The 13,535-nt window shown below is 46.5% G+C and carries 9 protein-coding genes; 3 read left to right on the forward strand and 6 right to left on the reverse strand.

The genetic code is table 11. The annotated features are described in order from the left end of the window. Positions 1 to 517 precede the first annotated feature (517 nt). The 6 genes from QUA50_RS16500 to kdpA form a co-directional block, all read right to left on the reverse strand. On the reverse strand, positions 518 to 1,801 hold the full coding sequence (locus tag QUA50_RS16500; protein ID WP_333264520.1) for a sodium:proton antiporter: 1,284 nt from the start codon (positions 1,799 to 1,801) through the stop codon (positions 518 to 520). 188 nt (positions 1,802 to 1,989) lie between these two features. Then, a complete protein-coding gene (locus QUA50_RS16505) occupies positions 1,990 to 3,141 on the reverse strand; it encodes a universal stress protein (RefSeq protein ID WP_333264521.1) in 1,152 nt (383 codons plus the stop codon). A gap of 133 nt (positions 3,142 to 3,274) precedes the next feature. Then, complete coding sequence (gene kdpC / locus QUA50_RS16510; RefSeq protein WP_333264523.1) at positions 3,275 to 3,901, reverse strand: K(+)-transporting ATPase subunit C; 627 nt, start codon at positions 3,899 to 3,901, stop codon at positions 3,275 to 3,277. A 41-nt stretch (positions 3,902 to 3,942) separates the two neighbouring features. Then, positions 3,943 to 4,212 (reverse strand): K(+)-transporting ATPase subunit F, encoded by a 270-nt coding sequence (gene kdpF, locus QUA50_RS16515; RefSeq protein ID WP_333264525.1) that lies wholly within the window; start codon positions 4,210 to 4,212, stop codon positions 3,943 to 3,945. 157 nt (positions 4,213 to 4,369) lie between these two features. Continuing rightward, on the reverse strand, positions 4,370 to 6,463 hold the full coding sequence (gene kdpB / locus QUA50_RS16520) for a potassium-transporting ATPase subunit KdpB (protein ID WP_333264527.1): 2,094 nt from the start codon (positions 6,461 to 6,463) through the stop codon (positions 4,370 to 4,372). Positions 6,464 to 6,585: 122 nt separating this feature from the next. Continuing rightward, positions 6,586 to 8,370 carry a potassium-transporting ATPase subunit KdpA gene (kdpA, locus tag QUA50_RS16525; protein ID WP_333264529.1) on the reverse strand — a complete coding sequence of 595 codons (1,785 nt, stop codon included), beginning with the start codon at positions 8,368 to 8,370 and terminating at the stop codon, positions 6,586 to 6,588. 300 nt (positions 8,371 to 8,670) lie between these two features. Between kdpA and QUA50_RS16530 the strand changes: the two genes are divergently transcribed. From QUA50_RS16530 to QUA50_RS16540, 3 genes are all read left to right on the forward strand, one after another. After that, a complete protein-coding gene (locus QUA50_RS16530) occupies positions 8,671 to 9,771 on the forward strand; it encodes a HAMP domain-containing sensor histidine kinase (RefSeq protein ID WP_333057211.1) in 1,101 nt (366 codons plus the stop codon). Further along, positions 9,768 to 10,460, forward strand: coding sequence for a response regulator transcription factor (locus QUA50_RS16535; protein WP_333264531.1), 693 nt, complete (start codon positions 9,768 to 9,770; stop codon positions 10,458 to 10,460). The genes QUA50_RS16530 and QUA50_RS16535 overlap by 4 nt, the downstream gene beginning before the upstream one ends. 225 nt (positions 10,461 to 10,685) lie before the next feature. Further along, positions 10,686 to 13,535, forward strand: a 2,850-nt coding sequence (locus QUA50_RS16540; RefSeq protein ID WP_333264533.1) for a choice-of-anchor Y domain-containing protein, incomplete at its 3' end; no start/stop codon positions are given.

Genomic DNA, 13,535 nt, shown 5'->3' on the forward strand with positions numbered 1-13,535 from the left:
TGATTCGGCGAACGTTTATATTAGAGCTATCCAAAAAATTATAATCTTCTTTTTTCGGTGTCGTTAGATAACTTCGCCTGATGCACTCTAAAAGTCGATTTTAGATTATATAGTAAGGTGCGTCAGCTTCCGAAATTCCCGATCGCCGTTACAGAACTTCGCATGACGCACCCTACAAGTCCTGTTGTGTGACAGTTGCGTCCAGGGCTATTAAAGTCACGCAGGAAGCATCCCAATTTTGTAAGGGCTTAGGTATGCAGTTGCGCTTCAGCGCTTTTAAAAGACATTTTAAGAGCGCTAAAGCGCAACTACATACTAAGGAGCGCGAATTAAATAACTTACAATTTTAATTGTTATTGTGGGATGGGCCTAAGAGCCCGTCCTTAAAAGACGGGCTCTTAGGCCCATCCCACAAACTTGTGGAAGTTATTTAATTCTCATTCCTAAGAGCAATAACCGATGAAAGCGGTTGTTATATTTGCAAAAATGGGATGCTCCCGTCGCGCACCTTACTAAATTAAATTAAATCCGGTACTTTAGGTTTGATTCGGCGCTCGTACCAGTTCATTAACGGGGTGGAAGTAATGCCGTGCAGAATCACAGAAATTACTATGGTTGTAAAGGTAATCCAGGCAATTTTTTCGGCGGTTTCGCCTTTCAAACCGTCACCGAAAGCATAAGTAAGATAATAGATAGAACCGACACCGCGAATGCCGAACCAACCGCACAGCAAGCGGCTGGCGGGATGCAAAGGACTGCCGACCGTACTAATCCAAGCTCCCACAGGCCGGATTAAGAAAATCAACAATCCAGCTACTAAGAGGGAGTATCCTGCATATGCCAACATAGGCTCTAGGCGCAAAAGCGAACCTAATAGTAAAATAGTTGCTACTTCCATTAACTTTTCTATGCGCTCGGTAAAGTGCAGTTGGGAAAGCGGCTTTTCTGGGTTGCGGTAACTCCGCTGCACGACAATTCCTGCTACAAAAACTGCGAGAAATCCGTAGCCGTTGACTACTTCTGTGAGGGAATATGTGAGCAAAATTGTGCTGAGTGCAATGAAATCTTCCATTAATTGATCGGCCGGTCGATAGTGTTGGAGTTGCCGATCGATCCAGGTGACGGCTTTAGCTACTAAAATGCCCATAACGATACCTGCGGCGATCGCCCAAATCAAGTCAATTGCTACCCACTGCGAAAACCAGTTCGACCAGTTGTTATCTTTTAGCGAATAAATGCCGAAATAAACGAAGGGAAAAGCTAAAGCATCGTTCAAACCGCCTTCCGACGTTAAACCAAAACGCAATTCATCGCGATCGTCTATATTAGCTAACTGAACTTCTGAGGCTAAAACTGGATCGGTGGGAGCGAGAATTGCTCCGAGTAAAATCGCCTGGCCCCAATCTAATTTCACAAACCAATGACCGATCGCAGCCACAGCAAAAATCGAAATTGGCATTAAAAAACCAATCAGCCGCGCTGTGGAATTCCAGGCCCAAAGTTGCAGGGGGCGATTCATTTTTAAGCCGCAACTGAACAGAGAAACAATAACTACAAATTCTGTAAGTCTTTCTAAAAATTCAGCTTCGGGACGCAAGTCAATCAGCTTGATGCCGTAGGGCCCCAATCCGATACCGACAATTAGATAAATTAAGGCATAAGATACAGGCAATCGCGAAATCCAGCCGGAACCCAAGGTAACGGTAAGCAGGAGGATGCCAATAACTAGCAAGTTGAGAATGTAATCATCCACCATAGCGATCGCACTTTTAATCAGATATAGCAAGTGCAATTTTGACACGTAAAAGCTTTTGGCGCATCCGTCGTCCGCTAGATTCAGCTATCCTCCGAAAGTGGTGTGGGCGGGTTTATATAGATTGTTAGTGGGAATTAGAGATTGTTGGTGAAACCGGCCCCTACAAGTATTATGGTTAATTTACCGGATCTCATCCGACTCATGACTAATGACGAATGACTGAAGATTAATAATTAATTAGAAAGACCACTTTTTTCAGTAGCGATTATGTGCAAATCTACGTGTTTGAGCGATCGCACTAACTGTTGAGTCAAAGAACCCCGCAGCAGCAATTTCCAGCGGGATTGCTGGCTTTCGCCGATCACAATTTGAGTAACGCGATACTGTTTAGCTACTTCGGAAATCGCTTTGGCTATATTAGTGCCGTTTACCCGCAAAAATTTCCCGTTAAATTCTTGACACAGTTTCTCACAAGTTTCAACGTGCAAGCTTTCTGCTTTTGTTAAAAATCGGTCTGGATCGTTGACAAACACAGCATAAAATGGGGCATTCATGTAGCTCGCAATCCTCGCGCCCCGCCGCAGCAGTTGCAAAGAATTCGGATAAGTCGAGATGCACACTAATACTCGTTCGTGAATGTTGCAAGATTGACCTTTTAAAGTTGCTGCGTCGTCTTCAACATTGTCTGCTACTTCTCGCAGGGCGAGTTCTCGCAAAGCGATTAAATGACGGCGCTGGAAAAAATTTTCTAAAGATTGTTCAATTTTTTCGGGAGCATAAATTTTGCCTTCTAGCAACCTTTCTTCTAAAGTTTCCGGCGTGACATCGACAACGACTATTTCGTCAGCATCTTCGAGGACGCGATCTGGCACTCGCTCTCGCACTACAACTCCGGTAATTCGAGCTACTAAATCGTTGAGACTTTCTATGTGTTGAATGTTGAGAGTAGAGAAAACATCTATCCCAGAATTGAGAATTTCTTCAACATCTTGATATCGCTTTTCTCGCAGAGAACCAGGAATGTTTGTATGAGCTAGTTCGTCTATTAATGCTAATTGAGGACGGCGTTTTATGACAGCATCGGTATCCATTTCTGCGAGCATTTTTTCGCCGCGCAGCATTTGTTTTTTGGACACTATTTCCAATCCTTCTGCTTTAGCTGCTGTCTCTTTCCTGCCGTGAGTTTCTAACAGTCCAATTACCACATCAATGCCTTCAGATTTGAGTGTGTGTCCTTCTTCCAGCATTCGGAAAGTTTTACCAACACCGGGGGCCATGCCGATAAATATTTTGTGCTTTCCCCGGCGGGGGGTGCGATCGTAAGTGCGGTTAGGTTGGGCATAAACCGCGTCTGGATTGTTGGTAAGTTCGCTAGAGTGAATCATAGCTGAGTTGTCAGTTGTCAGTTGTCAGTTGTCAGTTGTCAGTCACATTTGTAGGTTGGGTTGAACGAAGTGAAACCCAACTCCAACTTGAACTGAAGTGTTGGGTTTCGTTCCTCAACCCAACCTACGTATATTATAAACGGTCGAGAGCCAAATTCAGTTGGAGGACGTTAACTCCCGGTTCACCGAAAATGCCAAGAAATCTGCCCTCTGTATTTTTAGCTACCAAAATTTCTACTTGATTGAGATTGAGCGATCGCACCGTGGCTATCCGCTGAATTTGCGATCGAGCTGCCTCTATGCTAATGTGCGGATCGAGGCTAGAACCAGAGGTGTAGACTAAATCAGCAGTCGGTTTGATACCAGCTTTGTTGAGGCGCTCTAATTCAACTTGCACCCCTTGAAAACCATCTTTCTCATTGCCTCGTTTCAGCAAATCAGAGTTACTGGGGGCAAGGTTGCTCGCTCCCGAAACACCCGTTCTTTGACTAACATTTTCTCCCTTTGTCGGATCGTAATTTTCTGTCGCAAAGCTGCTGTAGTTTGTGGTGCTGGGACGACCCCAAAAATATCTTTCTGAGGAGAAAGGTTGGCCAATTAACGACGAACCAACAACAACTCCTTGCTTGGTAATTAAGCTGCCGTTGGCCTGGGAGTTGAAGGCAATTTGGCCGATTGCTAGCAAGATTAAAGGGTAAATAATGGCTGTAATTCCCCACAAAACCAGGCTAAGGCGAATGGCTCTAATTATTTCTCTCATAAATTACCTCGATCGGTTATTTGCTAATGGTTAATTTTTGACTAAAATCTTTCCGGCTGAAAGATGACTACCAACAGGTAAATAGAAAGGGCGATAACCACCAAACCTAGCAGACTTAAACCCCAGACAGCTTTTCGGGTCAAATCTTCACCCGCTGCAGCGTAGACAGCGGGGGCAACTATAGCATTGAAACACATTACTAGAAATAGCTGCACCGGGATTGGGTGGCGCTGCCAAAGCATTTGTGCTAACTCAAAGTTTTCTTGTAAATCTATGGGAAAAATATCATTCTGCCAATTATTCCGTTTCATGAATTCTCCTTATTTTGGGAATAAATATCTGTCTTTCTATTGGATTATTTTTTGGGGAAAATCGAGGCAGAGCCTCTGGATATGCGTTACCCGGCAGAGCCTGGTAACGAGATTAATCCGTGTATCCCTGTCAAAATTCGTGTTGTGCTTTCCCGATCTATGCTAGCCCAACGGCGGTAATGAAAACATCAATAATTTTGATGGCAATAAACGGCGCGACTGCCCCGCCTAATCCGTAGATTAAAATGTTCCGCTGCAACAGTTGATTTGCGGTCAGCGGTCGAAATTTTACCCCGGTTAATGCTAGGGGAATTAAAGCGGGAATAATCAAAGCATTGTAAACTAATGCTGACAAAACCGCAGATTGACCGCTGGCTAAACCCATCACGTTCAAAGCGCCAACCGGAGCAAACATTGCGGGAATAATTGCAAAATATTTAGCGATATCGTTGGCTAGGGAAAACGTAGTCAGCGCGCCGCGAGTAATCAGCAATTGTTTGCCAATTGTCACTAAGTCAATTAGTTTTGTAGGGTCAGAATCCAAGTCCACCATGTTTGCAGCTTCCTTCGCTGCTTGGGTTCCCGAATTCATCGCCAGTCCTACGTTTGCTTGCGCTAGTGCGGGTGCGTCGTTGGTTCCGTCTCCTGTCATTGCGACTAATTTGCCCTCGGCTTGTTGTTTGCGAATTACGTCGATTTTGTCCTCGGGAGTTGCTTCGGCAATGAAGTCGTCAACCCCTGCTTCATCGGCAATTACTGATGCTGTAATCCGGTTATCTCCGGTGAGCATAATGGTGCGAATTCCCATTTTTCGCAGTTGGTCAAACCGATCGCGAATTCCCGGTTTGATGACATCTTTTAAATAGATAATGCCGTAGGTGTCGCTGCCTTGACAAACAGCTAAGGGTGTGCCTCCCAAGCGGGAAACTCGCTCGTAAGCTGCATCGAGATCCGGCCCGAAATTGCCGCCGCGCGATCGCACAAAACCCTTCACCGCATCCACCGCACCCTTGCGAACCTCCGTCCCGTCGGGCAAATCCGTGCCAGACATCCGCGTTTTTGCGGAAAAATCAAGCCCCGTGGCGTTGGTGCGATCGAAATCCACCTGTGCGCCCAAATTTTGAGCCAAACGGACGATCGACTTTCCCTCTGGAGTATCGTCAAACACGCTGGCATCGAGGGCTACCTGCGCCACTTCTTGCCGTGAATGACCGTTGACCGGAATAAATTCCTCGGCTAAACGGTTCCCCAGCGTGATCGTCCCCGTTTTGTCCAAAATCAGCGTATTCACGTCGCCGCAAGCCTCAACGGCGCGTCCAGAGGTCGCTATCACGTTAAACTGAGCGACGCGATCCATGCCCGCAATGCCGATCGCGCTCAGCAAACCGCCGATCGTTGTTGGAATCAGCGCCACCAGCAGCGAAATCAGCGTCACCACGCCCACAGGGGTTTTCACGTAATTTCCCACGGGCGGAATCGTCGAAACCACAATCAAAAACACCAGCGTTAGCACCGCCAGCAGCACCGTCAGCGCGATCTCGTTCGGCGTTTTCGACCTTTCAGCGCCCTCTACCAGCGCGATCATCCTGTCCAAAAATCCCTTACCGGGGTCGGCCATCACCCGCAGCGTCAATTCGTCGGAAAGGATGCGCGTACCGCCGGTGACGGAACTGGCGATGTCCGAACCCGGTTCCTTGAGCACCGGCGCGGATTCGCCAGTGATCGCAGATTCGTCTACAGATGCGACGCCTGCAATCACTTCGCCGTCGGCGGGAATGACATCGCCTGCGATCACTTTAATTTGGTCGCCCCGTCTCAGGGATGTCGAACTAACTTCTTGAATTGAACCGTCTGGTAGGAGTTTGCGGGCTGTTGTGTCGGCTTTGGTCGATCGCAGTGCGTCTGCTTGCGCTTTCCCCCGCCCTTCTGCTATCGCTTCGGCAAAATTAGCAAATACCAAGGTGAAGAACAAAATAAACGTGACTAAACCGTTGAAAACTCTCTGATTTTCGCCGGGAACCGGGCCGAACAGCGTCGGGTCGATCGTTAATAATGCAGTCACAATTGTGCCAACCCACACCACAAACATCACCGGATTTTTTAGCATTACCCGTGGGTTTAGCTTGACAAAAGCTTCTTTAAAAGCTCTTTGATAAAGACCTTTTGTATTTGCTTTTGGCGTGTGCTTGCGAGACTCGCGAGAGCCTCTAGCAGGTTTTTTTGGGGAATCTGGAGTATGGGAAGAAGCCATGTCGATTTTAGATTTTAGATTTTAGATTTTAGATTTGGGATTAGGGATTTGGGATTTTAGATTTGGAATTGTTGCCAGCAACAGCAGTTTATTGTCGCTGCATTACTTAATGCAATCTACATCTACTGTCCGCTGTTTGGTGTCGGGGTTGTCGCTTCAGGCGAAGGCGTTGCTAAAGGTGTTGTGGGTACAGTTATCGATGCTGGTTCAAACTTGCCGCTGCTAATTTCATATCCTTCGGCAATTGGCCCTAAAGCTAGAACTGGGAAAAATGTCAGCGCGCCCAGAATTATAATTACTCCTGCGGTGACGCTGGTGAATAAAACTGAATCGGTTCTGAGAGTGCCGGTTGTTTCGGGAACCAGTTGTTTGTTCGTCATGCTGTCGGCTAAAAGTAGCAGGGCAATAATTGGAACGTAGCGCCCCAATAGCAGGCTGAAACAGGTGCTTAAATTCCACCAAAGTCCGGTAGGTGCGGGTTGAGAGTCGGCCAATCCTTCTAAGCCAGAACCGTTGTTGGCTGCCGCCGAAGCGTATTCGTACATCACCTGGGAAATGCCGTGAAATCCGGGGTTGCTGATGCCGCTCAAACTGTCGGTAATGGCGAGGGAAATGGCACCGGGGATTAAAACTGCGATCGGGTGAATTAACAAAACAACGCTGGCTAAAACTATTTCCCGTTTCTCAATTTTGCGTCCCAAAAACTCCGGCGTTCTCCCCACCATCAAGCCCGTGAGAAAAACGCTCAAAATTGAGTAGATAAATAAGTAAGCAGTTCCCGTTCCTTGTCCGCCCCAAACGATTTGCAGAAACAAATTAAACAGAGTGGCAAAACCACCGGGAGGCATTAAAGAATCGTGCATTCCGTTGACAGCGCCGCACATTGTGCCAGTGGTAGTCACCGCCCACAGTGCAGTTTCTGCCCAGCCAAACCTAACTTCTTTGCCTTCTAAATTTGGTTGCTGCGAACCCAGTAAATTATTAATTTGAGGGTTGCCGCCGTACTCGCCAAATGCTGCAATGCCAATCAAAATTACATAGATGGCAAACACCATCCAAAAAATCAGCCATCCCTGCTTTTTGTTGTTGGCAAATCTGCCGTAGGTGTGAATCATAGCTGCTGGTATAGAAAGCATTGCTAGTGTTTCCAGCAGGTTGGTAAAAGGATTGGGATTTTCAAAAGGATGAGCCGAGTTAATGGCAAAAAATCCGCCGCCATTTTCTCCCAGTTGTTTGATGCTTTCAAAGTGAGCTACTGGGCCGCGAGCAATTATTTGCGTGCCGCCTTCTAAGGTACGGGCAACGGCCGGCCCTGCGAGGGTTTCCGGCACTCCTGAAATTAGCAAAAGTAAGGCAATTATTAAAGAAAGGGGTAGCAGAATCCGGGTGATTGATTGAATTAAATCGATGTAAAAGTTGCCCAAGGGACGGCCGGTCAAGCCCCGGATAAAGGCAATCCCTACTGCTAAACCGGTAGCTGCTGAGGTAAACATTAAAAATCCCAGGGTTAACTGGGACAAATAAGTAAATGTTGTCTCGCCGGAGTAATGCTGTTGGTCGGTATTTGTGAGGAATGAAATAGTTGTGTGCAGCGCAGTATCCCAGGTTGGGGCAGTTAAGCCGGTGGCATTTAAAGGCAGCACTCCTTGAAGCATGAAAATTAGGAAAACAAATATGCCCATTGCTGCATTGCTGTACAGTAGCGATCGCGCATATTGCCAACCTGTCATCGAATCTATAGACCGGATATTGCTGGCTTTATAGATGAGTTTTTCTAGGGGTTTAATAGCGGGGTCGAGAATGGTTGGTTCTCCCATGTACACCCGCGCCATGTAATTACCAAAAATAGGGGCGATCGCTACTACAATGATTAGCGTTAATGCGATTTGAATTAATCCTTCAAGCATAACTGAGCCAATACTTCCTTAAAAGTGCAATCTGCTTTTAAAAATCAATATACTTGCCGTTAGGATTTTTGATAATCAGCCCGCAGGTATAAGTTGCTGTTTAGCCGTTATACTTAGCTGCTATATATTTTCACTGACTGACAAATGTTTAAATATTTAGCAGTATCTATACTTGCAGATATAGATGTTATCTAAACGCTTGTTTTTGCGTCACTGTAGACAAATTTTAGCGAATAAAAACCCTAGGGATAAGGCAGAGAGTAGAGTGTAAATATAAAATATAAAATGGATGGATAAGGGATGTTAAACAGCTTATTAAAAATCACAGACAACCTGGCAATTCAAGAGAAGTATTTGCGGGGGAGGTGGTCGATCGCAATTTTATTCGCGATCGTTGTAGTGCTGGAATTTACTACGCCGTCGGAGTATCTGTTTGGGTATTTGTACACAGGGCCGATTTTATTGGCAAATTCGCGCTTGAGTCGGTTGGGTAAGTTGCAAATTACGCTGGTATCGGCAGCTTTGACGCTGTTAAATTTGTTTGTTCCTCCTGGAGAATCGATCGCCCTAGCAACTGTAGCAAATAGATCGATCGCAGTCATGGCTTTAGGGGTGACGGGATATTTGAGCGATCGCAACCAGCAGTACCAAGAGACGATCGCGATCGCTAAAGCTGAGTTGCAGTCGCAGCAGCAGCTAGCAAGCATCCGAGAAGATTTTGTCTCTACTTTGAGTCACGACTTAAAAACGCCGATGCTGGGGGCGATAGAAACAATTAAAGCTTTTGGGTCAGCAAAATTTGGGAATGTCACCGCCAGTCAGCAAAAAGTTCTCGAAACAATGGCGCGATCGCACAAAATGTCTCTACAATTAGTAGAAACGCTGCTGGATGTTTACCGCAACGATGCCGAAGGTTTAAAACTGCAACTTGCGGCCGTAAATTTAGTAGCTTTGGCAGAAGAAGTAATCGCAACACTCATCCATTTGTCGGCGGCGCGCCGAGTTTACATTAGTATGAGTTACGGAGAGTCAGATTTCCGTCGCTCTTTGTGGGTAAATGGCGATGCGGTTCAACTCCAGCGCGTTTTTGTTAATTTGCTAACAAACGGAATTAACCATTCTCCTCGCGGTGGCAAGGTAGAAATAATCATGGAATCTTATTCGAGTTTTCAGGTGGTGAAAGTTATCGATAGCGGGTTGGGAATTACTGCCGATGAACTGCCCCACTTGTTCGAGCGTTTTTATCAAGGACACAGCGATCGGCAAGCCAAAGGATCGGGATTAGGATTATACTTATCTCGCCAAATTATTGACGCCCACGGCGGTATAATTTGGGCAGAAAATAAATTGCCACACGGTGCTTTATTTGGATTCCGACTCCCTGCTATCCCACAGAAATGAAACCAGCTTATCCGTTGCGAATTCTCCTAGTTGAAGACGACGAACTGTTTCGGTTGGGGCTGCAAACGCGGTTGCAACAAGAAAGTTGCTTGCAAGTAATTGCCGAGGCTGAAGATGGCGAAACCGCAGTAGAATTGACTCAGGAACACTTGCCAGATGTGGTAGTTCTCGATGTCGGTTTGCCTGGAATTGGCGGTATTGAAGCGTGCCGCCAAATTAAACAGCGACATCCAGCAATTCCCGTTTTAATCTTAACATCTCATTCCCAAAAATCCTTAATTGAAAGATTGATTAGTGCGGGTGCTCAGGGATATTGCCTCAAGGGAATTGCGGCGGAAACTTTGGTTTTAGCAATTCGATCGGTAGCGGCGGGTGCTTCGTGGTGGGATCAGGCGGCAACTGCGGAAATTCGGGCAGTTTTTGCTAATCCTGAACCTGTGAAAATTGGGTCAAAATCAGAAGTTTTGGAGAATCCGCTGACGAAGCGAGAACAGGAAATCTTGGCTTTAGTTGCGGGGGGGAAAAGCAATCAGGAAATTGCACAAATATTGTACATTGCTCCGGGGACTGTGCGGGTTCACGTCCACGCGATTTTGCAAAAGTTAGAAGTGCGCGATCGCACTCAGGCTGCTGTACTCGCTATTCAGAAAGGATTGGTGGCTGAAGAATTTTTAGGTAGTCAATCTTAAGTCTGGTAGTTTATAGTTGCAAGAAGATTATGCACGATCTTGAGGAAATCTGTAATGTCTTGCATTGATGTCAACTTAAACCGAAAACATCCAGGGACTTAAGTCCTCTTGGATCTGACTGTTAAATTCATTTTTCTAATAAGATGAAACAAATTACTTGACACACAAATAATTAAATAGTATAATTTATGTGTGCATAAATTATACTTCGATAGGGCGAGCATCATGTCATCATTAGATGTATTTTTCTCAGAATATGTAGAAGGTAGCGGCAATAATAAAGCTTTAGAAATATACAACGGTACTACAGCGCCCATTAATTTAGCAGCATCAAATTATGTTATACAAACATATTTTAACGGCCAGACAACTCCCATACAAACCTTTGTTTTAACGGGAACAGTCGCTGCTGGTGATGTCTATGTTATAGCACTAGATAACGGGACTTTGCAAGCCATCCTAGACCAAGCTGACCAAACTACTACCAGTCAATTTGGCTGGTACAACGGCAACGATGCAATTGTACTGCGAAAAGGAGGATCGGGAGGTCAAATTTTAGACTCGATCGGTCAAATTGGATTCGATCCCGGTACACAGTGGGGAACTGGACTTATCAGTACGGAAGACAACACCCTGCGCCGCACTCGAAATGTCACCGATGGCGATCCAAATCCTAATGATACCTTCGATCCGAGCCTGCAATGGCAAGGATTTCTCCAAAATACAGTAGGCGATTTAGGTAGTCACTACGCTGCACCAGTTTTAAACAATTCCGGTTTCCCAACACTGACAGCTATCAATGAAGAGATTCCGGCAGCAAGCAACACGGGTACGCCAGTTTCTACCTTAATTAGTGGTTTAGTTACTGATATTAATAGCGACCCTCAAGGTATTGCTGTCACCGGCGCAGACAACAGTAATGGCGCTTGGCAATACTCCGTCAACGGTGGCAATTCTTGGACGCCTTTTGGTGCTGTTTCTGATACTAACGCCACGCTACTAGGCTGGACATCTCTGTACGCAGGTCAATTGGGAACTCCACCTGCAAGCCAACCTTGGATGGCTTTAGGAAATGTTAATCAGGCTAATCCTTTCGCTGGTGTTGTTGCTACTCAAACTTTAAATGGTGGTTCGACTACCCTCAACAGCCTTGCCAATCAAAGTATTTATGCAGGTTACAGCACTCACACCCTTGGCATTCCAAGTTTAGCTTTTAGTCCTAAAAATGCGGCGGTGCCAGTTCTCGATCGCACTTTAGGTTACGGCGTTCGTTTTGATGTCAAAATTAACAGCGAGAGTCACAGCTTTGCCGACAGCGACAAAAATGCAGATGGCCTGTCGGATCGAGCCGGTTTCAGCCTTATAGCTATTAGTTCCGACGGTCAAAAAGGTGTAGAAATTGGTTTTTGGGACAACGAAATTTGGGTACAAAAAGATGGAATTGCCGATGCGGGCCCGCTTTTTACTCATGATAGTGCCAATCCTTCTGCCGATCGCTGGTTTGGCGATACAACCCAACTAGCCAGTTATGAACTCACAGTTTTAGGCGAAAACTTCACGCTGTTTCGCAACGGCACTGCAATTCTCAACAACCGTCCCCTGCGAAACTATACTAGCTTCACGGGCGCCATCAACCCCTATCAAACTCCCAATTTTCTGTTTTTTGGGGACGACACTACCTCTGCATCTGCCAGTTTTGAATTAAAAAACGTAGCAGTCAAAAGCGCAGAACCGAGGATTCGTTTCGTACCGAATCAAGATTACTTTGGAACGTCGCCCAGCTTAACTTTCCGGGCTTGGGATACAACCGATAACATTGCTAGCGGCCGGGCGGGGGTAAACGTGGCGGTAAACGGCAGCACATCGCCGTTTAGCAGCGAAAGCGAGACGGCTACAATTACTGTCAATCCAGTCAACGACGCACCTTCTTTTGTGAAAGGGGCAGACTCAAGCGCGATCGCAGGTGGGGGATCGCAAACAGTCAACAACTGGGCAACAAGTATCTCTCAGGGCCCTCCCAACGAATCCACTCAAACCGTTAACTTCAACCTTAGCAACAACAATAACACTCTATTTACCGTGCAGCCTGCGATCGACGCAGCGGGCAACCTCACCTACACCCCGGCCTCCGGTGTCAGCGGCATTGCAAGTGTCACTGCGACGTTAAGCGATAACGGCGGCACTGCTAATAACGGTGTAGACACTTCCGCAGCCCAAACCTTCACCATCAACATCACAGCGGATACGATCCTGCCTGCTGCTTCCAATCTAGCCGCTGGCAATATTCTCGTCGCAGGCGGCACTACAAAAACTTTTACGGTAGACTACAGCGACAACGTTGCTGTCAACAGCAGCAGTTTGGATAATTCAGACATTCGGGTGACTGGGCCCAACGGATTTAACCAATTAGCGACACTGGTAAGCTTTACCCCAACTGGCAACGGCACTCTTCGCACGGCTACCTATCAGATTACGCCACCAGGTGGTAGTTGGGATTTGGGTGAGAATGGGGATTATGCGATCGCGATCGAATCGGGGCAAGTTAGCGATATCAATAATAACTTTGTCACAGCCAGTAACTTGGGAAGCTTTAATGTCAATATTCCCAACCCAGGCACTTTTAATTTTAGTGCTGCGAATTACCAGATCGGTGAAAGCGGGGGTTTTGCCACAATTACCGTGACTCGGACAAGCAATACTAATGTGGCGGCTGATATCAGCTACAGCACTTCCGACGGGACTGCTAATGCAGGCAGTGACTACACGGCAACATCAGGAACCTTAAACTTTGCGATCGGCGAAACGAGTAAAAATTTTACGATTCCGATTAACGATGACACCTTAGTAGAGGGAAGTGAGATTGTTGCGCTTAGTCTGAATAATCCCACAAACGGTGCGAGTGTGGGAGTGCAAAGTACGGCGAATTTGACAATTTTAGATAACGATGTAGATCCAACTCCAACTCCGACGCCGACGCCGACGCCTGCGGAAACTCCAACTCCCACGGGAACTCCGACGCCTGCGGAAACTCCAACTCCAACTCCGACGCCTGCGGAAACTCCAACTCCCACGGGA

This window comes from Microcoleus sp. M2_D5, from assembly GCF_036701935.1.
Lineage (GTDB): Bacteria > Cyanobacteriota > Cyanobacteriia > Cyanobacteriales > Microcoleaceae > Microcoleus.

Coding starts and splice junctions, on each gene's coding strand:
- kdpC (WP_333264523.1), bottom strand. CDS start 3,901: ATGAGAGAAATAATTAGAGCCATTCGCCTTAGCCTGGTTTTGTGGGGA.
- QUA50_RS16505 (WP_333264521.1), bottom strand. CDS start 3,141: ATGATTCACTCTAGCGAACTTACCAACAATCCAGACGCGGTTTATGCC.
- kdpB (WP_333264527.1), bottom strand. CDS start 6,463: ATGGCTTCTTCCCATACTCCAGATTCCCCAAAAAAACCTGCTAGAGGC.
- kdpF (WP_333264525.1), bottom strand. CDS start 4,212: ATGAAACGGAATAATTGGCAGAATGATATTTTTCCCATAGATTTACAA.
- QUA50_RS16535 (WP_333264531.1), top strand. CDS start 9,768: ATGAAACCAGCTTATCCGTTGCGAATTCTCCTAGTTGAAGACGACGAA.
- kdpA (WP_333264529.1), bottom strand. CDS start 8,370: ATGCTTGAAGGATTAATTCAAATCGCATTAACGCTAATCATTGTAGTA.
- QUA50_RS16530 (WP_333057211.1), top strand. CDS start 8,671: ATGTTAAACAGCTTATTAAAAATCACAGACAACCTGGCAATTCAAGAG.